Source organism: Peribacillus sp. TH27 (assembly GCF_016650915.1).
GTDB classification, from domain to species: domain Bacteria; phylum Bacillota; class Bacilli; order Bacillales; family DSM-1321; genus Peribacillus; species Peribacillus butanolivorans.
This window is the reverse complement of sequence record NZ_JAEKEV010000002.1, coordinates 1,299,017-1,322,031: the sequence shown is the minus strand read 5'-3', so window position 1 is coordinate 1,322,031 and position 23,015 is coordinate 1,299,017. Positions and strand designations below refer to the sequence as shown.

At 39.3% G+C, this 23,015-nt stretch carries 21 protein-coding genes; all 21 read left to right on the top strand.

The features are described from left to right. Positions 1–106 precede the first annotated feature (106 nt). The 21 genes from lepB (at position 107) to fliI (ending at position 23,013) form a co-directional block, all read left to right on the top strand. On the top strand, positions 107–667 hold the full coding sequence (gene lepB, locus JFU24_RS07735) for a signal peptidase I (protein WP_053345305.1): 561 nt from the start codon (positions 107–109) through the stop codon (positions 665–667). A gap of 17 nt (positions 668–684) precedes the next feature. Beyond that, positions 685–1,557 (top strand): ribosome biogenesis GTPase YlqF, encoded by an 873-nt coding sequence (gene ylqF / locus JFU24_RS07730; protein ID WP_053345306.1) that lies wholly within the window; start codon positions 685–687, stop codon positions 1,555–1,557. A gap of 190 nt (positions 1,558–1,747) precedes the next feature. Next, the gene (locus JFU24_RS07725) at positions 1,748–2,533 is read left to right on the top strand and encodes a ribonuclease HII (RefSeq protein ID WP_116821772.1); all 786 of its coding nucleotides are present in this window, start codon (positions 1,748–1,750) and stop codon (positions 2,531–2,533) included. A 17-nt stretch (positions 2,534–2,550) separates the two neighbouring features. Beyond that, the gene (locus tag JFU24_RS07720) at positions 2,551–4,467 is read left to right on the top strand and encodes a hypothetical protein (RefSeq protein WP_201249819.1); all 1,917 of its coding nucleotides are present in this window, start codon (positions 2,551–2,553) and stop codon (positions 4,465–4,467) included. After that, on the top strand, positions 4,464–4,736 hold the full coding sequence (locus JFU24_RS07715) for an EscU/YscU/HrcU family type III secretion system export apparatus switch protein (RefSeq protein ID WP_201181453.1): 273 nt from the start codon (positions 4,464–4,466) through the stop codon (positions 4,734–4,736). Before JFU24_RS07720 ends, JFU24_RS07715 begins: the two co-directional genes overlap by 4 nt. A 511-nt stretch (positions 4,737–5,247) precedes the next feature. Continuing rightward, a complete protein-coding gene (gene sucC / locus JFU24_RS07710) occupies positions 5,248–6,408 on the top strand; it encodes an ADP-forming succinate--CoA ligase subunit beta (RefSeq protein WP_053345310.1) in 1,161 nt (386 codons plus the stop codon). 18 nt (positions 6,409–6,426) lie between these two features. Then, entirely contained in the window at positions 6,427–7,329 is a 903-nt protein-coding gene (gene sucD, locus JFU24_RS07705) for a succinate--CoA ligase subunit alpha (protein ID WP_053345311.1), read from the top strand. Positions 7,330–7,449: 120 nt separating this feature from the next. Beyond that, positions 7,450–8,316 (top strand): DNA-processing protein DprA, encoded by an 867-nt coding sequence (gene dprA / locus JFU24_RS07700; protein WP_201181451.1) that lies wholly within the window; start codon positions 7,450–7,452, stop codon positions 8,314–8,316. Between the two features lie 265 nt (positions 8,317–8,581). Then, entirely contained in the window at positions 8,582–10,657 is a 2,076-nt protein-coding gene (topA, locus tag JFU24_RS07695) for a type I DNA topoisomerase (RefSeq protein WP_053345313.1), read from the top strand. Positions 10,658–11,074: 417 nt separating this feature from the next. After that, positions 11,075–12,397: an FADH(2)-oxidizing methylenetetrahydrofolate--tRNA-(uracil(54)-C(5))-methyltransferase TrmFO gene (gene trmFO, locus JFU24_RS07690; protein WP_328114025.1), complete on the top strand. Its 1,323-nt coding sequence runs from the start codon at positions 11,075–11,077 to the stop codon at positions 12,395–12,397. A gap of 59 nt (positions 12,398–12,456) precedes the next feature. Further along, a complete protein-coding gene (gene xerC, locus JFU24_RS07685) occupies positions 12,457–13,359 on the top strand; it encodes a tyrosine recombinase XerC (protein WP_201249818.1) in 903 nt (300 codons plus the stop codon). 20 nt (positions 13,360–13,379) lie between these two features. Next, positions 13,380–13,907 (top strand): HslVU peptidase proteolytic subunit, encoded by a 528-nt coding sequence (gene hslV / locus JFU24_RS07680; protein WP_056526739.1) that lies wholly within the window; start codon positions 13,380–13,382, stop codon positions 13,905–13,907. A gap of 13 nt (positions 13,908–13,920) precedes the next feature. Further along, positions 13,921–15,330, top strand: coding sequence for an HslU--HslV peptidase ATPase subunit (hslU, locus tag JFU24_RS07675; protein ID WP_056526744.1), 1,410 nt, complete (start codon positions 13,921–13,923; stop codon positions 15,328–15,330). Between the two features lie 108 nt (positions 15,331–15,438). Beyond that, the gene (codY, locus tag JFU24_RS07670) at positions 15,439–16,218 is read left to right on the top strand and encodes a GTP-sensing pleiotropic transcriptional regulator CodY (protein ID WP_053345318.1); all 780 of its coding nucleotides are present in this window, start codon (positions 15,439–15,441) and stop codon (positions 16,216–16,218) included. Between the two features lie 799 nt (positions 16,219–17,017). Then, a complete protein-coding gene (gene flgB, locus JFU24_RS07665) occupies positions 17,018–17,413 on the top strand; it encodes a flagellar basal body rod protein FlgB (protein WP_201181449.1) in 396 nt (131 codons plus the stop codon). After that, positions 17,413–17,871, top strand: coding sequence for a flagellar basal body rod protein FlgC (flgC, locus tag JFU24_RS07660; RefSeq protein ID WP_056526749.1), 459 nt, complete (start codon positions 17,413–17,415; stop codon positions 17,869–17,871). Before flgB ends, flgC begins: the two co-directional genes overlap by 1 nt. A 21-nt stretch (positions 17,872–17,892) precedes the next feature. Then, positions 17,893–18,201 (top strand): flagellar hook-basal body complex protein FliE, encoded by a 309-nt coding sequence (gene fliE, locus JFU24_RS07655; RefSeq protein ID WP_201183374.1) that lies wholly within the window; start codon positions 17,893–17,895, stop codon positions 18,199–18,201. A 94-nt stretch (positions 18,202–18,295) separates the two neighbouring features. Next, the gene (gene fliF, locus JFU24_RS07650; RefSeq protein WP_201249817.1) at positions 18,296–19,897 is read left to right on the top strand and encodes a flagellar basal-body MS-ring/collar protein FliF; all 1,602 of its coding nucleotides are present in this window, start codon (positions 18,296–18,298) and stop codon (positions 19,895–19,897) included. A 17-nt stretch (positions 19,898–19,914) separates the two neighbouring features. Next, positions 19,915–20,934: a flagellar motor switch protein FliG gene (fliG, locus tag JFU24_RS07645; RefSeq protein ID WP_201249816.1), complete on the top strand. Its 1,020-nt coding sequence runs from the start codon at positions 19,915–19,917 to the stop codon at positions 20,932–20,934. Next, positions 20,927–21,691: a flagellar assembly protein FliH gene (fliH, locus tag JFU24_RS07640; protein WP_201221415.1), complete on the top strand. Its 765-nt coding sequence runs from the start codon at positions 20,927–20,929 to the stop codon at positions 21,689–21,691. The genes fliG and fliH overlap by 8 nt, the downstream gene beginning before the upstream one ends. A gap of 2 nt (positions 21,692–21,693) precedes the next feature. Then, positions 21,694–23,013, top strand: coding sequence for a flagellar protein export ATPase FliI (gene fliI, locus JFU24_RS07635; protein WP_201181443.1), 1,320 nt, complete (start codon positions 21,694–21,696; stop codon positions 23,011–23,013). Positions 23,014–23,015: the final 2 nt, after the last annotated feature.

Sequence of the window (23,015 nt, the reverse complement as noted above, 5' to 3'; positions counted from 1 at the left end):
AAAATAATCGCTCATCAGGGTGAAGACTATAAAGAATCCTGCTCGCTATAGCGTCCGCGACATGTTAAAATAATTGTTGATATGCTTTCTAAAAGGGTGGGTAAGGATGACGAAAAAGAAAAATGAATTGTGGGAATGGACTAAGGCGGTCATAATCGCGGTTATAGCAGCCACGCTGATTCGTTATTTCCTCCTGGCTCCGATTGTCGTGGACGGCAATTCCATGATGCCGACATTAAAGGACACGGACCGCATGCTCGTAAATAAAATCTCCTATTCAATTAGTGAACCGAAAAGATTCGATATTATTGTTTTTGAAGCCCCTGAAGGCAAGGATTATATAAAACGGGTCATTGGGTTACCAGGCGAAAAAATAGAATATAAAGATGATACGCTTTACGTGAATGGAAAAGCCTATGCAGAGCCATACTTGGATGAATATAAAAAGCAGTTGATTGATGGCGGGGCTTTGACAGAACCATTTACATTAAGCGATGTTATAGAACAAGAAACCGTGCCTGAAGACCATCTATTTGTCTTAGGAGATAATCGCCGTTTTAGTAAGGACAGCCGCCATATTGGCGTTGGTGTTGTTCCTTACAATAAGGTGTTAGGTAAAACTAAATTAGTTTATTGGCCGATTGAAGATTTTCGATTGGCGGAATAGTAGGAAGGTTGATTCCATTGACAATACAGTGGTTCCCTGGCCATATGGCCAAAGCAAGAAGGGAAGTAACAGAAAAATTAAAACTGATCGATATCATCTTTGAACTTGTGGATGCCCGGATTCCTGCATCTTCACGAAATCCGATGATCGATGAAATCATACAGCATAAACCAAGGGTTATCCTTTTGAATAAGGCTGATATGGCTGATCCGGTAAAAACCAATGAGTGGCTTGAGTATTATAAATCACAAGGTAAAACGGCAATCGCTATTAACTCACAGGCAGGAAATGGCTTAAACCAGATTACAGCTGCCTCTAAGAAACTTTTAAAAGAAAAGTATGATCGGATGGAATCAAGAGGAATTAAGCCGCGTGCGATTCGTGCTATGATTGTCGGTATTCCGAACGTAGGGAAATCTACTTTAATCAATCGTCTTGCTAAAAAAAACATTGCAAAAACAGGGAATACACCTGGTGTTACGAAAGCACAGCAATGGATAAAAGTAGGAAAGGAATTAGAACTTCTGGATACTCCGGGGATCCTCTGGCCTAAATTTGAGGATCAGGAAGTTGGCTTAAGACTAGCGCTAACAGGAGCAATCAAAGATACGATTTTAAACTTGCATGAAGTTTCTTTATACGGCCTTCGCTTTTTGGAAAGAGAATATCCGGATCGTTTGAAATCCCGTTATAATCTGGATGTAATTCCTCAAGAAACGCTAGAACTATTTGATGCAGTTGGAAAGTTCAGAGGTTGTCTAGCATCTGGGGGCTTTATTGATTATGATAAAACCGCAGAATTGGTCGTTCGAGAAATCCGTTCTGAAAAGATGGGGCCGCTCACGTTTGAGCTACCGATAGAAAAAGAAGAAGAAAATACCCCCGAATAACTTCTTTTGAGGTTAGAGAACACAGACATGATTCTTAAAAGGAATGTCTGTGTATAGGGTTGATACGGAGCTGGAGGTAGATGTCAAAAGGTTTTTTTACCTTTTGATGTCTCTTTTCCGCTCCGTATTTTTGTTTAAGCTGTAGAAATGAAACAAGACTGCCGATAATTAAAATGATAGGTGATAAATGATGAAAACTGCCATGAGTATAAAAGAAATCTCTTCAAAATTAAAAACAGTAAGCGAGCCAGAAGATTCGTTCTTAAAAGAATGCCAGGAGGATGGACGAAAAGGAGTAACAGACTTAGTAAGTAAATGGCAAAGAGCCTATGAAAAAGAGCTACAGGTAAAGAATAATTTTATGAAAATGACGGAGTTTGAACGGGAGTTGCGAAAACAGGGATTTTCAGTTCTTGCCGGTATCGATGAAGTAGGAAGAGGGCCGCTAGCGGGACCGGTTGTGACTAGTGCAGTTATTTTACCTGAATCTTTTTATCTACCAGGGCTAAATGATTCTAAGAAAATTCCTGAGTCAAAGAGGGAACTATTTTATGAGACTATCTTAAAGGAAGCTGTATCCATCGGGGTGGGCATTGTACATAGCGAAGAAATTGATGAAATCAATATATATCAAGCTACGAAAAAAGCCATGATTGCGGCGGTGAACAATCTTTCAGAACTCCCGGATCATTTGCTGATTGATGCGATGGAACTTGAAGTGCCGATTCCTCAACTTTCACTCATAAAGGGAGATGCAAGAAGTATTTCTATCTCTGCTGCCTCTATTATCGCTAAGGTGACACGTGACAGGATGATGAAGGGATATGGGGAAGCGTATCCAGAATACGGATTTGAAAAGCATATGGGGTACGGGACTAAACAACATTTAGAAGCACTCGATAATCACGGGCTTACACCTTGGCATAGGAGGAGTTTTGCACCTGTAAAGGAAATCGCCGCACGAACGAACGATTAAGAGAGAGGGCGAGAGAGATGCAATCGATAACAAGCGGTCAATCCGTGTCGTCACCCATTGAAATAAAGGGAAGTACGAGTTTGAAAAACGGACAAATCCTTTTCGGAAAAGTGAATAGGATTTATCCTAACCAAATAACGGAAGTGCAGATTGGCCATCAAAAAATGATTGCCACACTCGATATCCCACTTCAGGCTGGAGAAATGTATTGGTTTCAAGTACAGCAGCCAAATGAGGGGAAGGTTGTGTTAAAAGTACTGGATTCTCCGAATGTGAACTTTTCTAGTTTAAAAGGAGCGGCTGCACAATTGCTCTCTCATCTTGGCATATCTCCAGAACCGGAGGCAGCCAGCCTTGCCGAGTATTTACTGAAAAATCAACTCCCAATTACAAAGGATACTTTTATGTCTGCTTTGCAATGGGTAAAAACTGCTGATGCAAAAGAATATGGCCTGTCTATCATCAAAAGAATGTTCCTTCAGCAATTACCTTTTGTTGAAGAAGTATTTGTAGCGTTGTTAGCACAAGCAAAAGGCGAACCTTTTCACAAATTGCTCAGTGGCCTGCAGCAACAATTAAAGGACAGTGATTCGGAAACATCAGTAAAACTAAAAGGCGTATTAGACTCGTTACATGTAGCTAAACAGGATCAGCTTCAACAAACTGGTCTACAGAAACTTGTTACCACTTGGATCGATTCCAGTGCATCACCTGAATTGAAAACCGGGGCATTCTCCCTGCTTCAAAAGACTGGTTTCATTCCAATGGGGATTACTGAGGCTGGCTTTTTGGAGAAATTAGTTGTCGAATCGGCGGAAATATCAGGATCTACTAAGAACTCAGTGACTGATAAACTACAACAGGGACTGCAATTGCTATCTGATGCAAAAAATGGAACGTTGGGGAAAGTTGAAAAGGTCGAATATAGTCTAAATCGGTTATTGAACGGTCTTGATTATGTAGAAGCAGAAACGTCTACTGATACGAAATCAATTCAGCAAAAAACCATTTCTACAGAAGAACTGTCCGCTCTTGCTTCCCGCTTGCTTGAGCGTACGTTTGCAGAAGCATCAGTCGGAAATAGAATAGCGGGTGCCGAAATAGAGGTAAATGACCTAATAGCCCATTTAAATAAGGATACAGAGAAAGTTACCGAGTCGAAGGGGAAAGTGACAGAACTGTTGATTCAATCGCTTAAGCGACGTCCTGAGACGCTCTCCGTTACGAATGCTGAGAAACTAGTGCTTACACAAGTGCTGGAAACTGAATTTCAAACAATCGATTTCACGAATGGTGCCTCTGTTGCGCAACAACTTAAAGAGTGGACGAAGATGCTTGGACTACAGTTGGAACATGCTCTTGCTAATATGCCTGGAGATGGTTTGGAAGATTTAATAAAGGATTTAGAGACCCTCAAACCGTTGCTACTTAAACTTCTGAACGAGCAAAATCCGGCATCCGTTAAGGAACTGGCAGAACAAATTTTGAATCGAATTACTGCTCAACAGGTTTTTTCGCAGGAAACGGGCCCCTTGCAGAACTTACTCCTTACATTGCCTCTTAATCTTGGGTCTTCTCAAACGGACTTAACGTTGCAATGGAGCGGAAGGAAAAAAAAAGATGGCAAGATAGACCCCGATTATTGTCGAATCCTGTTTTATTTAGAGTTAGAACGTCTTAAGGAAACGTTCATTGACATGCAGGTTCAAAACCGTGTCATAAAAGTGACGGTCATTAATGAGTATAGTAAAACAATAGAAGCAGCCGCCGACAATTATCTTACACTGTTGAAGGCGAATCTGGAAAAAATGGATTACAGATTATCCGGAGTTTTATTTGAAAATCCAGTGAGCAAAAAAAATACTGACACGAAATTTAAATCCGCCCTTTTTTCAGAAAAAGAATCATATAGTGGGGTGGATATTCGGATATGACGAATGAAAAACGAAAAGAAGCGATCGCTTTAAAATATGACCCGGAGATTTCGAAATCCCCTGTCATCTTGGCAAAGGGGAAAGGTAAAACTGCAGAAAAGATTCTAGATAAAGCAATGAAACTGAATATCCCTGTTCAAAAAGATGAGTCGTTAATCTCCCTTTTGGGGCAATTGGATATTAATCAAACGATTCCGGAAGAATTGTATGAAGCGGTTGCAGAGGTATTTGCGTTTGTTTATAAAGTTGACCGGGACTTGAATCGGTAAGATTCAAATTATTTGGGTTGATTTATGTGAATTTATGGTTGGTTTATGTAGAATTTTAGGAAATGCACTTAAAAATTTTTATTATATTAAAAACATACTAAACTATCAGAAAAAGGATAAAGCTACGGTTTTGTCCTTTTTCTTTTTCTGAAAATTTAAAATTTTTTAGAAAGATAACTATAATGTTTCAGAAAAAGATAGATGAAAAAAATGATGAAAAAAGGCTTGTAAACAAAGTGTTTATACTAAATGAAAAATGGAATGGCTATTTTTAGAATGGAGATTTCGGACCGGGATAAATACTATTTTTAAAAAATAAACATATTAATGGACTATGTTTTTTCCATTTTATACACCGACCTAGAAGTATATTGTAATAATTTTTTTAAAATATTACGAAAGAAAATCATGCACGAAGGAGAATTTTGTTGTAATATGATAGAGAAAACACGCATTAAATATAAATGTTGTTTTTTGGTAGTTGGTTTTTAGTAGATAAGGAGGATGGGAAATGAATATCCATGAGTATCAGGGGAAAGAGATTTTGAGACAATACGGGGTATCTGTTCCGAATGGCCGGGTTGCCTTTACTGTTGATGAAGCAGTAGAAGCAGCGAAGGAGTTAGGTACAGATGTTGTTGTCGTCAAAGCTCAAATTCATGCGGGCGGCCGCGGGAAAGCCGGCGGAGTTAAGGTAGCAAAGAATCTTGACGAAGCGCGTACATATGCAGAAGAGATTCTTGGTAAAACGCTGGTGACCCATCAAACAGGACCTTCAGGTAAAGAAGTTAAGCGTTTACTTATTGAAGAAGGCTGCGACATTACGAAGGAATATTATATTGGACTGGTCCTTGACCGTGCAACAAATAGTGTGGTATTGATGGCTTCTGAAGAAGGCGGAACGGAAATTGAGGAAGTTGCTGAAAAAACTCCAGAGAAAATTTTCAAGGAAGTGATCGATCCGGTTGTTGGTTTAACTGGCTTCCAGGCACGAAGAATCGCTTTCAATATCAACATTCCGGCTTCACTAATAAATAAGGCGTCTAAACTGATGGTCAACTTATATACAGCATTCGTTGAAAAGGATTGTTCAATTGCTGAAATCAACCCATTAGTTGTGACAGGCGACGGCAATGTAATGGCACTAGATGCAAAATTGAATTTCGATGATAATGCGATTTACCGCCATAAAGACATTGCGGAGTACCGTGATCTAGATGAAGAAGATGCTAAAGAAATTGAAGCATCCAAACACGGTCTTAGTTACATATCGCTTGACGGAAATATCGGTTGTATGGTTAATGGTGCGGGGCTTGCAATGGCAACGATGGACATCATTAAACACTATATGGGAGACCCGGCTAACTTCCTTGACGTTGGGGGCGGAGCTACAGAGGAAAAAGTTAAAGAGGCTTTCAAAATCATCCTATCTGATCAAAAAGTAAAAGGTATCTTTGTAAATATCTTCGGAGGAATTATGAAGTGTGACATCATCGCGACAGGTGTCGTAGCTGCTGCAAAAGAGCTAGGCTTGGATGTCCCTCTTGTGGTCCGTCTTGAAGGAACGAATGTGGATCTTGGGAAAAAGATTTTGAAAGAGTCTGGTTTAAATATTACGGCTGCTGAATCAATGGCAGATGGAGCACAAAAAATAGTATCACTTGTAGGATAATAGGCAGGGGGGAACATAATGAGCGTTTATATTAATAAAGATACGAAAGTGATCGTTCAGGGAATCACTGGCTCAACAGCATTATTTCATACAAAACAGATGTTGGAATACGGCACGAAGATCGTGGGTGGAGTAACTCCGGGTAAAGGTGGAACAGAAGCGGAAGGGGTACCTGTATTTAATACAGTTTCCGAAGCTGTCACTGAAACCGGAGCAAATGCATCTGTTATCTACGTACCTGCTCCATTTGCAGCAGATGCCATTCTTGAAGCGGTTGATGCAGAACTTGATCTTGTAATTTGTATCACGGAGCACATTCCTGTCCTTGACATGGTTAAGGTGAAGCGATATATGCAAGGCAAAAAAACTCGTTTAATTGGACCAAACTGTCCGGGTGTTATTAGTCCGGAAGAGTGTAAGATTGGTATTATGCCAGGGTATATCCATAAAAAAGGTCATGTAGGCGTGGTTTCTCGTTCTGGAACTTTGACGTATGAAGCCGTTCACCAATTATCACAAGCAGGCATCGGACAATCATCCGCTGTCGGTATCGGTGGGGATCCTGTTAACGGAACTGATTTTATTGATGTACTTAAGGCATTCAATGAAGATCCAGAAACTCATGCGGTGATCATGATTGGGGAAATCGGTGGCACAGCAGAAGAAGAAGCAGCAATCTGGGTGAAAGAAAATATGACGAAGCCAGTTGTCGGGTTTATTGGTGGCCGCACGGCTCCAGCGGGTAAACGTATGGGACATGCTGGTGCTATTATTTCAGGCGGTAAGGGAACAGCTGATGAGAAAATCCGCGTTATGAATGAATGCGGTATTAAAGTAGCCGAGACTCCATCCGTTATGGGCGAAACTTTGATTTCTGTCCTTAAAGAAAAAGACATGTATGAACCTTGCAAAACACACTAATCTAAGATGGGCCGACCTGTTTTTTGGGTCGGTCTTTATTTCACTTCAATCTCCCCGAAACACATCTTAACAACCGCAATTAATCTTCTTTTAAAAATTTCCGATTAGGGGTGCTTCTAATTGAACAGGAAAGAAAAATTAATCCACCTCCATCATTGCCGTGGAGCAGGATGGAAAACGATCCAAACAATTCTGGCCTATAATCCATCCCTTTCTTCTCTTTTCACAACCACGTACACCGAATGGGCTGAAATCCTTCCTATACCTTCAAATAAATTAAATCTCTTTCTGAAAGATTTACATTCTCTTAATACGATTAAAAAGGTAAAGCAATACGAATTTAACCAAATTAAATGTCTAACTATGTTTGATGAAGATTACCCGTTTTTGCTGAAGCAGATATTTGATCCCCCGTGGGTGCTTTATTTTAAAGGCGATAAACAGCTTCTAGAGAAGAAGAGTACTCTAGGTGTCGTTGGAACACGTAAGCCAACCTGGTATGGACTGGAGGCCTTAAAAACGATTTTACCGCCACTTGTGCAGAAAAACTTTGTCATCATCAGTGGAGTGGCAGCTGGAATCGATGCGGCTGCACACAAAGTCACATTGGATAAAGGTGGAAATACGATTGGAGTTTTGGGCGGGGGACTTTTGCAAATTTATCCAAAATCTAATATCCCGCTTGCAAGAGAAATAAGCAATAAAGGGTTATTGCTTTCTGAGACTCCACCGGCGATGAGGGCGGAACCTTGGATGTTTCCGCTGCGCAATCGTATTATTAGTGGATTATCCAAGGGAGTATTTGTGGTAGAAGCTAAAGAAAAGAGCGGTTCCCTAATAACTGCACAGGCAGCTCTTGATCATGGCAGAGAGGTATTTGCACTTCCAGGTAACGTATTAAGCCCAGAATCATTAGGGGCCAATCAATTAATTCAAGATGGAGCCAAACTTGTTTTGAGTTCGTTACAGATTGAGGAAGAATTTTGAACAATATAATATAGAAGATATACGGAAAAATTGAAGGGGAAATAGCAAAAAAGATGCTTTTTTAGATGAATAGGTTGAAATTTTAGTCAAAAAGGTTGAAAATATTGTAAAACTGTTATAAGTTTTGCAAATGACACCTCTTGTTAAAATACCTAAAATTAAATAAATCAGCATGCTTTGAAAAATAAAGAGGTGTTGACAAATGAAATTTGAATGATTAATAATAGTGAAGATTTATATTACCTCTTTGAGGAGGATTTATTGGATGTCAGAATATTTAGTGATTGTGGAATCGCCCGCAAAGGCGAAAACAATTGAACGTTACTTAGGAAAAAAATATAAAGTAAAGGCTTCCATGGGGCATGTACGCGATTTGCCTAAAAGCCAAATGGGTGTCGATGTTGAAAATGAATATGAGCCTAAATATATAACTATCCGCGGCAAAGGACCGGTTCTAAAAGAATTGAAAACAGCTGCAAAAAAAGCAAAAAAAATCTATCTCGCAGCTGACCCCGACAGAGAAGGTGAAGCGATTGCCTGGCATTTAGCTCACAGTCTCGATGTCGACATTAATTCAGATTGCCGTGTGGTATTCAATGAGATTACGAAGGAAGCGATCAAAGAATCATTTAAATCACCAAGACCCATTAATATGAAGTTGGTTGATGCACAGCAGGCAAGGAGAATATTGGATCGTTTGGTGGGATACAATATCAGCCCGCTTTTGTGGAAAAAAGTGAAAAAAGGCTTAAGTGCAGGACGAGTTCAATCGGTTGCTGTTCGGATGATTATTGACCGAGAGAAAGAAATCAAAGACTTTGTACCGGAAGAGTATTGGACAATCAGGGCAGATTTTGTTAAAGGAAATGAACAGTTTGAAGGTTCCTTTTTCAGCCTTGGTGGTGAACGGAAAGAATTAAACACGGAAGAAGATGTCAAGAAAGTACTTGCTTCTTTAAGCGGCGGCGAATTCACCATTGGTACCGTGACGAAAAAGGAAAGAAAGCGTAATCCAGCTGCACCTTTTACGACTTCTTCCTTGCAACAAGAAGCCGCGCGGAAATTAAATTTCCGTGCCAAGAAAACCATGATGCTTGCTCAGCAGCTTTATGAAGGAATTGAGCTCGGAAAAGAAGGTACAGTCGGGCTAATCACTTATATGAGAACGGATTCGACCCGGATTTCGGATATTGCCAAGCAGGAAGCCCATAGCTTTATTCAAAACAGTTATGGTGATGATTATGTTCAGGTTGAACAGCGCAAGGAGAAAAAACAGACAAATGCTCAGGACGCGCATGAAGCGGTTAGACCGACAAGCACATTACGTGAACCAAGTTTAGTGAAGGAGTTTTTATCTAGAGATCAATTCCGTTTATATAAATTAATTTGGGAACGCTTTGTTTCAAGTCAAATGTCTTCGGCTGTAATGGATACAATGAGCATTGACCTTCACAACGGTGATGTCATTTTCCGGGCAAATGGTTCTAAAATTAAATTTCCAGGTTTCATGAAGGTATATGTTGAAGGTTCGGATGACTCAGTGGAAGAAAAGGAAAATGCCCTTCCAGATGTAAAAAAAGGAGATCAATTCTTTTCAAAAGATGTCGAACCGAAGCAGCATTTCACACAGCCACCGCCACGCTATACAGAGGCGCGTCTTGTCAAAACACTAGAGGAACTAGGCATAGGCCGGCCGTCTACATATGCTCCTACATTGGATACGATTCAAAAACGTGGCTATGTTACGCTTGATAATAAGCGATTTATCCCGACTGAGCTTGGTGAAATTGTCCTTGAATTGATACGTGAATTCTTTCCGGATATTCTAGATGCAGAATTCACTGCCAAGATGGAACAGGAATTTGATAGTGTCGAAGAAGGAAGCGTTGAATGGATTAAGGTCATTGATGAGTTTTACAAAGATTTCGCTATTCATTTGGCTAAAGCGGAAGTCGAAATGGAGAAAATTGAAATCAAGGATGAGCCTGCAGGGGAAGATTGCGTAGAATGCGGACATGAAATGGTCTTTAAAATGGGTCGATATGGAAAGTTTATGGCTTGCAGTAATTTCCCGGATTGCCGTAATACAAAACCAATCGTTAAAGAAATCGGAGTGAAATGTCCGAAATGTAAAGAAGGCAACATCATTGAGCGAAAAAGTAAAAAACGCCGACTGTTCTACGGTTGTGATACTTATCCAGGATGTGACTTCATTTCATGGGACAAACCTCTACCTCGTAGTTGTCCAAAATGTGAAGGTACGCTAGTTGAGAAAAAACTCAAAAAAGGCGTGCAGGTACAGTGTATGGATTGTGATTTCAAAGAAACACCTCAAGCTTAGAAAAGGTGGACTAATTACTCCCATATTTCTAGGTTCAATTGAGAAACTCAGAATAAAATGTGGACTCGGCATCTGCCGAGTTTCTTTATGTTCATGGATGTGTGCTATCATCATAATAAGAGGATTTTATTTCCAAGAAGAAATTGGATAAAGCCTGAAACTTTTTTATTTGGGTCATGTAATGTAAAATTCAGTGGACAAGTGTATTAACTTAAAGATATAATTCCTCTTTGTGTCCGTTATCCATCTTAGGAAACTTAGGTTGTAGGAAGAATGCAGGATTGATGGCATAGGGTTTATAATTGTTGTCAGCAGGAACGAGTATTTTATGGGTAAAATACATACATATCGTTAAAAATGAAGTCTTTTATAAAAGCAATTTTAATGATAAATGATCCTGTCTTATCATATCTATACATGGAGGTTCGAAAAATGAAAGAAGCAAAAGTAAGTGTAATCGGCGCTGGGCTTGCAGGAAGTGAAGCGGCGTGGCAATTAGCTAAAAGAGGAATTAAAGTAGATTTATACGAAATGCGTCCTGTAAAACAAACACCAGCACATCATACCGACAAATTCGCTGAACTTGTTTGTTCCAATTCACTTCGGGCAAATACCTTAACAAATGCTGTAGGTGTTTTAAAAGAAGAAATGCGGATTTTGGATTCTGTTATCATATCTGCAGCAGACGCCTGTGCTGTTCCTGCCGGAGGTGCACTTGCTGTCGATCGTCATGAATTTGCCAGTCTTGTTACGGAAAAGGTGAAAAATCATCCAAATGTTACTGTCATTAATGAAGAAGTGACAGAAATTCCTGAAGGTCCTACTGTCATTGCCACTGGTCCGCTTACAAGTCAGTCTCTATCTGACAGCTTAAAGCAGATTATGGATGAAGAATACTTATATTTCTATGATGCTGCTGCTCCAATTCTTGAAAAAGAAAGCATCAATATGGATAAGGTTTATTTAAAATCCCGTTATGATAAAGGGGAAGCAGCCTATTTGAATTGTCCGATGACGGAAGAAGAGTTTGATCGTTTCTATGAAGCATTGATTTCTGCTGAAACTGTTCCTCTTAAAGAATTTGAAAAAGAAATCTTTTTCGAAGGGTGTATGCCAATTGAAGTGATGGCATCACGTGGGAAGAAAACGATGTTATTCGGACCATTGAAGCCAGTTGGTTTAGAAGATCCGAAAACAGGAAAACGACCATTTGCTGTAGTCCAATTGCGACAGGATGATGCAGCTGGTACTCTTTACAACATTGTTGGTTTTCAGACACATTTAAAATGGGGACCGCAAAAAGAAGTACTGCAGCTTATACCAGGATTGGAAAATGCTGAAATTGTTCGTTATGGAGTAATGCACCGCAACACTTTCATTAACTCTCCTAACGTTCTAAAACCTACGTACCAGTTCAAAAATCGCGATGACTTATTCTTTGCCGGTCAGATGACGGGTGTCGAGGGATATGTAGAGTCAGCTGCATCAGGATTAGTTGCGGGTATCAATGCCGCGAGAATCATCCAAGGGTTGGAGCCTGCCATTTTCCCTGCCGAAACGACAATGGGTAGTATGGCAAGGTACATTACATCGACAAATGGGAAGAGCTTTCAGCCGATGAATGCCAACTTTGGCCTGCTTCCAGACCTTGAAGTAAGAATCAAAGCGAAGAAAGATCGGAATGAAATGCATGCTAAACGCGCTTTAGACACAATTCAGAACTTTGTGAAAACTTTGTAAAATATTTGCCTGCTGTTTTAAAGTATGATACTATTTATTAGCCTTTGCGAGGTGTTTCCATGATTAATCAAAATAAGGCATTATCATCCTTCATTGAATATTTACAAATAGAAAAAAACAGTTCACATTACACCATTGAAAATTACAAACGGGATATTCACGAATTTTTTTTGTTCCTGAATGAACAAGGGATTACCGATGTCACGTCTGTCGAATACTTTGATGTCCGGTTGTTTTTAACGAATTTATATGAGAAAAAACTTTCTAAGCGAACTGTGGCAAGAAAAACATCTTGCCTGCGGAGCTTTTATAAATTTTTATTACGTGAAGGTGATGTGAAGGATAATCCTTTTTCTCTTGCTTCTTTACCTAAAAAGGATCAAAAGCTGCCACGTTTTCTTTATGAGGAAGAAATGAATCAGTTATTTTCTTCTTTAAAGAAAGATTCACCGATAGGAATAAGGAACACTGCACTATTGGAATTACTGTATGCTACGGGCATTAGGGTTAGTGAGTGCTGTGAAGTTAAACTGCAGGATATCGACTTGTCTCTAGGTACAGTACTCGTCCATGGAAAAGGGAAGAAAGATCGCTACGTTCCAGTTGGAAGATATGCTCAGGAAGCGATAGATTTATACATACGTACAGCTAGGATGGAAATGACTTCGTCTGACGCTAAGGCGCATGCTTATTTATTTGTTAATTCTCGTGGAGACCCTCTGACAGCTAGGGGAGTTCGCTATATTTTAAATGAATTGATTAAAAAGTCAGCCGCAGAGGGAAGTCTTCACCCCCATATGCTAAGGCATTCCTTTGCTACACACCTATTAAATAATGGGGCGGACATACGTACAGTACAGGAATTGCTTGGTCATTCAAAAATTTCATCAACGCAAGTGTATACGCATGTTACAAAAGACCAATTAAAAAAAGTCTACAATGCATCACATCCGCGAGCTTAAATGTTGAAAGGGGACTCTTTATGACAACGATATTTGCAGTACATCATAAAGGTGAATGTGCCATGTCCGGTGATGGGCAGGTTACTTTAGGAAATTCAGTAGTGATGAAGCATACGGCAAGGAAAGTAAGGAAGATCTTTAATGGTAATGTCCTTGCAGGTTTTGCAGGTTCGGTTGCAGATGCATTCACTTTATTTGAGATGTTCGAAGCTAAGCTGGAAGAGTATAATGGCAATCTTCAACGTGCTGCCGTCGAAATGGCGAAGCAATGGCGAAGTGACAATGTACTGAGAAAGCTGGAAGCGATGTTAATCGTCATGGATAAAAATGATCTGCTTCTCGTTTCTGGTACCGGAGAAGTAATTGAACCGGATGACGGGATTCTTGCAATAGGATCAGGAGGAAATTATGCACTGGCAGCCGGCAGGGCATTAAAGCGTTTTTCTAGTGAGTATTTATCAGCCAAGGAAATCGCCCAATCATCTTTACAAATTGCAGCGGAAATTTGTGTGTTTACGAATACGAATATAATCGTGGAAGAGTTGTAAGGAGGAGCGCATAATGTCAAAAAAAGCTAATTTAACACCGAGGCAAATCGTTGAAAAACTGGATCAGTATATCGTGGGACAGCGGGAGGCAAAACGGGCAGTGGCAGTGGCTCTCCGGAATAGATACCGCCGTTCCCTTCTATCGGATCAACTTCGTGATGAAGTCGTTCCGAAAAACATATTAATGATTGGACCGACCGGCGTTGGGAAAACAGAAATTGCTCGGAGAATGGCTAAATTGGTTGGTGCTCCTTTTGTGAAAGTTGAAGCAACGAAATTTACCGAAGTTGGATATGTCGGGCGGGATGTAGAATCCATGGTGCGTGATTTGGTAGAGACATCTGTCCGCCTCGTGAAGGAAGAAAAGATGGCCAGCGTAAAAGAACGGGCAGAGGAAAATGCGAATCGCCGGTTAATAGAATTATTAGTGCCATCAACAAAAAAACAGAGCAATTTTAAGAATCCACTTGAAGTTTTTTTTGGAGGCAGTAACAATCAAGATGAGCAGGATCCGGATGAAAATTCCGAAGATTTAAATCTGCAGCAAAAAAGAAACATTGTAGCTGATAAACTGGCTAAAGGTGAGTTAGAGAATGAAATGATCACGGTTGAAGTGGAAGAACAGGCCGCTTCAATGTTTGATATGCTCCAAGGTTCGGGAATGGAACAAATGGGGATGAATATGCAAGACGCGCTAGGAAGCTTGATGCCAAAGAAAAGTAAGAAGCGCAAATTGAAGGTCAGTGAAGCGAGAATTGTTTTAACGAATGAAGAAGCGGCAAAATTGATTGATATGGATGAAGTTACTTCGGATGCTGTGTACGGTGCTGAGCAGAACGGGATTATCTTCATCGATGAAATCGATAAAATCGCCAGTAAGCAATCTGGGGGTTCATCAGCGGATGTGTCGAGAGAAGGGGTTCAAAGGGATATTCTACCAATTGTTGAGGGTTCAACAGTTGTGACTAAATATGGTTCGGTTAAAACGGATCATGTGCTGTTCATTGCGGCCGGAGCCTTCCATATGGCTAAACCATCCGATCTTATTCCTGAATTACAGGGAAGGTTCCCGATCCGTGTAGAATTGAACAAATTAACTGTAGACGACTTTGTCCGGATTCTTCATGAACCAGATAATGCTTTGTTAAAACAATATGTAGCTTTGTTAGAAACTGAAGGTATAGAAATTGAATTTTCTGACGATGCTGTTCGTAAGATAGCTGAAGTGGCCTTCGAGGTAAACCAGAACACAGACAATATTGGTGCAAGACGACTTCATACTATTTTAGAACGGCTTCTTGAAGACTTGTCGTTTGAAGCTCCAGAAATCACGATGGAGAAGATTACAATCACTCCTCAGTATGTCGAAGAAAAACTGGGATCAATCGCCCGAAATAAAGATTTAAGCCAGTTTATCCTTTAAGAATGAAACAAATGGCAATATGTTTGCCCATGCAATGAACATAAAATTACGGAAATACAACTTCATAGTCTATTGTGAACCATGGTATTTTTAGGAGGAACAAATCAAATGAACTTATTAGCAAAAACAAGAAAAATTAATGCAATGCTCCAAAAAGCAGCAGGAAAAGCAGTTAACTTCAAAGAAATGGCAGAAAGCTTAAGTGAAGTTATCGAAGCAAATGTGTTCGTCGTCAGTCGACGTGGAAAATTACTCGGCATAGCAGTAAGTCAGCAAATCGAGAATGAACGTATGTACAAAATGTTAGAAGATAAGCAATTCCCTGAAGTGTATACTAAAAACTTATTTAATATTCCAGAAACATCTTCTAACCTGGATATCGAAAGTGAGTACACTGCTTTCCCAGTAGAAAACAAAGAGCTTTTTGCAACTGGATTAACAACGATCGTACCGATTATGGGTGGAGGAGAACGTTTAGGAACATTGGTTCTTGCTCGTTTACAAGAGAAATTCCACGATGACGACTTAATCTTAGCTGAATATGGTGCAACGGTAGTCGGTATGGAAATCCTTCGTGAAAAATCCGAAGAAATCGAGGAAGAAGCACGTAGTAAAGCGGTCGTTCAAATGGCCATTTCCTCATTATCATATAGCGAATTAGAAGCTATTGAACATATTTTTGAAGAGCTTAAAGGTAATGAAGGTCTACTTGTAGCATCGAAAATTGCAGACCGTGTTGGTATCACTCGTTCGGTAATCGTAAATGCGTTGAGAAAGTTAGAAAGTGCAGGGGTTATCGAATCACGTTCACTTGGTATGAAAGGTACGTATATCAAAGTATTGAATGATAAATTCCTTCTTGAACTAGAAAAACTGAAAAATAACTAACAAAGAAAAAGGCAGTCCTTAAAAAAGGGCTGCCTTTTTTGTGTGTAATTTGAACGACAAGCTAGCAAGAACTTCAAAGCTAATCGGTATGAAAAATGCGTTATGCAAGAAAAAAAGGCAATTCGAATTGAGAATTTAAATTTGAAATGTGAGTATTTAGATATTATTCTGATGTCACTGGAAATATAGTGAAATTCTTCAAAATAAGAGTAATTATATTACTATAACTATAGTGATAATGTAAAAAATAACTTGTAATGAATTCCCTCCCTTCTTAATCAAAGTGTTACAAAATATCTGTTGATATTAGTAGCGGTTTTAAGAGTCCTAATTATGAAATAAGATGCTGAATTTGTCGAATATAAATTCACTTTAAAAATTTTCATTTTTTTAAAAAAAATATTAATATAGAATTTTAAAGAAACCGTTATAAAATAAGGCTAAAAAAGCAATGTTGTATAAAATCACTTATGAAAAAATATTGTAAATTAGTTCTAAAGTATCAGGTATATAGATTCGTTTTTCGGTATGATAAATAAGGAACTAGAGATAAATTTTGACTAAAATGTCGAAAAAGTATGTAAAATGTAATAAATCGTAATAATTGAACTGGAATAATACTAAAAAAAGCAGTAAATTTGAGCAAATTGTGACATTTTTCGACAATAATAGGTCTAAAGTCTTAAAAATGTTTGTGGACATAGTTATAATGTTTCTTTAGAATTAAACCATGAATACGTTGGGTTAATTTATTTCTTAAGTTATTATCTGTTTAAAATGGAAAGAGGTGAGCGATAATATGGAATTATTTTCAAATACTTTTCAATCACTTGAAAACGCTCTGAATTATTCTAATACAAAACAAAAGATTATTTCACAGAATATTGCGAATTCAGATACACCGAATTATAAAGCTAAAGATATCTCCAAAAAACAGTCGTTTCAAGCAGAGTTAGAATCTTCCATCCAATCATACCGTACCGATGAAAGACACCTAAGTTTTAAATCAGAGGGCGGTGAATCCTCTTCAATCGTGACGCAGAGGAATGTGCAATACAACAATAATGGAAATAGTGTGGACATTGATAAAGAAATGACTGACCTTGCTGCAAACCAAATTTATTTTAATGCAGTATCCGATCGACTTTCAGGTAAATTCAAATCATTGGAAACTGTAATTAGGGGAGGTAAGTAATGGGGATTTTCCAAAGTATAAATACGACTGGCTCAAGCCTAACTAGTCAAAGGTTAAGGATGGATGTGATTTCTTCCAATATGGCGAATGCAGATACGACCAGAGCGGAATATGATGCAGAAACAAAGGAGTGGAAACCATACTCGAGAAAAGCAGTTGTGCTACAAAGTAAGGAAGGTAGTTTTTCAAGCTTTTTAAACGCAGCCACTGGGAAAAACAGCGGGATTGGAAACGGTGTAAAGGTTACGGAAATAGTAAAAGATGAAACGCCTTTTGAGTTGGATTATAATCCAGAACACCCCGATGCCAATGATGATGGATATGTGGAAATGCCAAACGTCGATCCGCTTAGGGAGATGGTCGACTTAATGAGTGTCACACGATCATACGAAGCAAATGTGACAGTTTTGAATGCATCAAAGGGAATGATGATGAAAGCATTGGAAATCGGCAAATAAACTTGAATGGGGAGTGGAGATATGGAGGGGATTTCTCTTTCGGCAGGGAGCAATACATTTAATGTATTGAAAAATGACCAGAGTAATACAAATACACCATACGAAGCACATCGGAATTTTGCGTCCGTATTAAAAGAATCGTTGAATAAAGTTAATGAAACTCAAGTTGCATCAGACAATCTGACAACTAAACTGGTTAACGGTGAAGATGTTGAGCTTCATTCAGTGATGATTGCTTCACAAAAAGCCAGTGTTACAATGCAGGCTACACTAGAGGTCCGGAATAAGGTGGTTGAAGCCTATCAGGAAATGATGAGAATGAGTATATAGCATTCATTTTTTAAACCTCATTATATAAAGAAAAATGGCCAGGGGGAAAAAGATTCCCCCTTTCATAAATTCATAGACTGACCGGGGGATTTAAATGAATGATGTACTAGTGAATTTGAAAAATAAAATAACTGCTTTCTGGACTAGTCGCAGTAAAAAACAAAAAGTCCTCATGATTAGTGCAACCGCATTGATTATCATCGTCATTATGGTTGTCTCGGTTTTTGCCTCCCGTACAACACTGGTACCCTTATATTCTAATTTAACGCCATCAGAAACGGGAAGTATTAAAGAGAATTTAGATAGTCAAGGAATTAAGAACGAAATTTCAGACAACGGTAAAACGATTAAAGTTCCTGAAGAAAAGTTGGATACACTTAAAGTGGAGCTTGCAGCTGAAGGGATCCCGGACTCAGGAAGCATCGACTATTCATTTTTTAGTCAGAGCGCTGGTATCGGAATGACCGAAAATGAATTCAATGTTATTAAATTGGATTCGATGCAGACGGAACTAGCCAATTTAATAAAGAAGATTGACGGGGTTGAAGATGCGAGTGTGATGATTACACTTCCGGATAAAGGGGTTTTTGTAAGTGATACAGCAGGTGAAGCGTCAGCATCAATTGTTTTGAATACGAAATCCGGCTATAAATTTGAAGAAAATCAAATTAATTCACTTTATCATCTTGTATCAAAAAGTGTTCCGAACCTGCCTACAGATAATATCGTCATTATGAACCAAGATTTTGAGTATTATGACCTTGAAAATCAAAATTCTAATTTCGCGTCTGCTTTTGTTACTCAAAACGAAATAAAAAAAGAAATTGAACGCGATATTCAAAGACAAGTACAAAATATGCTAGGAACAATAATGGGCAGAGATAAAGTTGTCGTTTCTGTCACAACAGACATTGATTTCACTCAGGAAAACAGGGAAGAGAATATAGTTGAACCGGTGGATGAAGAAAATATGGCAGGAATTGAGATTTCTGCGCAAAGAATCAATGAATCGTATAGTGGGGATGCAGCTGGGGCTGGTGGCATTCCGCAAAGTGAGGACTCCTCTGATTCATTAGGATCTAGTTATAAAGAGGGAACAAACGGATCCGGTGATTATGAAAAAGTTGATGAAACAATAAATAGTGAAGTGAACCGAATAAAGAAAGAAATAGTGGAAAGTCCATACAAAGTAAAGGATTTAGGTATCCAGGTAATGGTCGAGCCTCCTACGGCAGATGATCCAAACTCCTTATCTCAGCAGAGTGTAGATGATATTACACGAATCCTTAGCACAATAATCCGTACGACAATTGAGAAAAAAGCTGAAGGGGAAGAACTTACAGACGATGAGCTAAATAAGAAGATAGCGATTTCCGTTCAACCTTTTAACGGAAAAATGACAATTCCAGAATATGGAACGAGAACTTCAGTGCCCATTTGGGTTTACATTGTAGGTGGAATATTATTATTAGTCATTATCATTCTATTATTCTTATTTTTCCGGTCAAGAAGGCGATTAGAAATGGAAGAGGAATACGTGGAGGAAGAGGAAGAAGAAGTCGTATTCGAGGTTCCAGATTTAAATACAGAGAAGGAAACAGAGGCATCGTTAAAAAGAAAACAACTTGAGAAACTGGCAAAAGAAAAGCCGGATGAATTTGCAAAATTATTAAGAAGTTGGATAGCAGAAGATTAGACTAGGAGGCTGTGCAAGTGACAGAAAGAAAAAAAAAGGACGGATTGACTGGCAAACAGAAAGCTGCCATCCTCCTTATTTCCTTAGGCCCGGATGTTTCTGCATCCGTATATAAGCATCTTTCTGAAGAGGAAATTGAGAGATTGACTCTTGAAATTTCGGGAGTTAGAAAAGTAGATTCGCAGGACAAAGAAGAAATTTTAGAGGAATTTCATAATATAGCTTTAGCACAGGATTACATATCACAGGGTGGGATTGGATACGCGAAGCAGGTTCTTGAAAAGGCGTTAGGGACTGATCAGGCGGCGGCAATCATAAACCGCTTAACATCTTCCTTACAAGTTCGTCCATTCGACTTTGCAAGGAAGGCAGATCCTGGACAGATATTGAATTTTATCCAAAATGAGCATCCGCAGACGATTGCCTTAATTTTATCTTATCTTGATCCAACACAGGCAGGCCATATTTTGTCTGAACTTCCCCAAGAGGTGCAGGCCGATATTGCAAGAAGAATCGCTTTAATGGATAGCACTTCGCCGGAAATCATTAATGAAGTAGAGCAGATATTAGAAAGAAAACTATCTGCAACTGTTACCCAGGATTATACCCAGACTGGCGGAGTCGAAGCGGTTGTTGATGTATTGAACGGAGTTGATCGCTCAACAGAAAGAACTATCTTAGATGCACTTGAAACCCAAGATCCAGAACTTGCAGAAGAAATCAAGAAACGGATGTTTGTCTTTGAAGATATCGTGACTCTTGATGGAAGAGCCATTCAGCGTGTTGTACGGGAATCTGAAAATGAAGATCTCAAACTTTCCCTTAAAGTGGCAAGCGATGAAGTGAAGGAAATCGTTTTCCGTAACATGTCGAAACGAATGGTCGAAACGTTCCAGGAAGAAATGGAATATATGGGTCCTGTACGTTTGCGGGATGTAGAAGAAGCACAATCCAGAATTGTTGCTGTTGTTCGCCGCCTTGAAGAAAAGGGTGAGATTGTAATCGCCCGCGGCGGAGGGGATGATATCATTGTCTAGAATTATTAAGTCCCACCAAGCAAATCAGGAGAAAAGCAATAAGATAACGATAAAAATTCGCTGTTTGGACTCACTTGAAACAGAAAGCGAGGATGAAGGGCAAATCGTTCATTATTTTCAATCAGATGAATTTCTAAACCAAGCCAAGCAGGAGGCAGAATCTCTATTAATAGAAGCAAAACAAAAAGCCAAAGCGGTTGCTGATGAAGTCCAGCAAGCCCGCGAACATTGGGAGAAGCAAGAAAAAATAATGTATATCGAACAGGCTCAAAAAGAAGGGTATCAGCAGGGAATCGAAGATGGAATCCAAAAGGGCTATAACGAGGTTGCAGGGGAGATCGCTTTTGCAAAGAAAGTGGTAGAGTCCTCTAAAAAAGATTATAAGCAACATATCGAATCATCTGAATCAGTTATTTTGGATCTTGCAATGAAAGTGGCGGGGAAAGTTATTGGCCGTCAGCTTGAAAATGATGAAGAGTCTTTTTTATCCATCGTAAAGAAAGCCATTAAAGAAGCGAGGGATTATCGGGAAGTGCAGCTGCATATTCATCCGATTCAATACCAATCGATTCTTACTCATAAGGAAGAGTTGATTTCAATCTTTCCAAAAGAAACAGAATTGTATATTTATCCGGATGATGATCTAAATGAAAGTAGTTGTATCATCGAGTCGGAGAATGGAAGAATAGATGCCAGCGTTGATAGTCAGCTACAGGAAATTAAAATGAAACTAACTGAGTTGCTGGAAGGTGAGTAAAGATGAAAGCGAAGGATCTCTTACCCTTAGTTGATGAAGTCGATCCATTTAAACACTATGGACGAGTCAAACGTGTCGTAGGGTTAATGATAGAATCCCAAGGCCCTGAAAGCTCTGTAGGCGACGTTTGTTATATCTATACAGGTATACAAAAAAAGAAAAAGAAAATATTAGCGGAAGTTGTCGGTTTTCGTGATGAAATGGTCATTTTAATGCCGTTTACAGCGGTAAGTGATATTGGACCAGGATGTATTGTTGAAGGAAGCGGACGAAGCCTTGAGATAAAGGTAGGCAGTGGATTAATAGGTAAGGTTGTCGATCCTTTAGGACATCCAATCGACGATTCGCTGCTTCCAAAAGGACTTGCTACGGTTCCGGTGGATCAAGATCCACCCAGCCCTATGGAAAGGCCTCCGATTGATGAACCGATTGATGTAGGTGTACGTGTGATTGATAGTTTATTAACAGTAGGGAAAGGCCAACGTGTTGGCATCTTTGCTGGGAGCGGTGTTGGAAAAAGTACTTTGCTTGGCATGGTAGCACGGAATACCACGGCTGACTTAAACGTGATTGGCCTTGTTGGTGAACGTGGTCGGGAAGTCCGTGAATTCATTGAGAAAGATCTTGGTCCGGAAGGATTAGCAAGATCAATTGTTGTTGTAGCGACATCTGATCAGCCAGCGTTGATGAGAATTAAAGGTGCTTTGACGGCTACTGCCATTGCAGAATATTTTCGTGACAAAGGATTGAACGTGATGTTAATGATGGACTCCGTCACAAGGGTTGCGATGGCCCAAAGGGAAATCGGACTTGCTGTCGGAGAGCCACCCACCACAAAAGGCTATACGCCATCCGTTTTCGCTATCCTTCCAAGACTACTAGAAAGAACAGGCACAAATCAGTTAGGATCCATTACAGCTTTTTATACGGTTCTTGTCGACGGTGATGATATGAATGAACCAATCGCCGATGCAGTCAGGGGAATATTGGACGGTCATTTCATCTTAGACAGAAACTTAGCCAATAAAGGACAGTTTCCGGCTCTCAATGTTCTAAAGAGTATAAGTCGTGTCATGAATAATATTGTTGAGGAAAGGCATAAAAAGTCAGCAGAAAACTTACGGGCAAGTTTATCAACCTATATTGAGTCTGAAGATTTGATTAATATAGGTGCCTATAAAAAGGGTTCTTCAAAGGAAATTGATAACTCCATTAATCGATATCCGGAAATCATTTCATTTTTAAAGCAAGGCACTCATGAAAAAGCACCCAAAGATAAGAGTATTATCAACCTCGTAAAATTGATGGAGAAAGGTGATTAGCA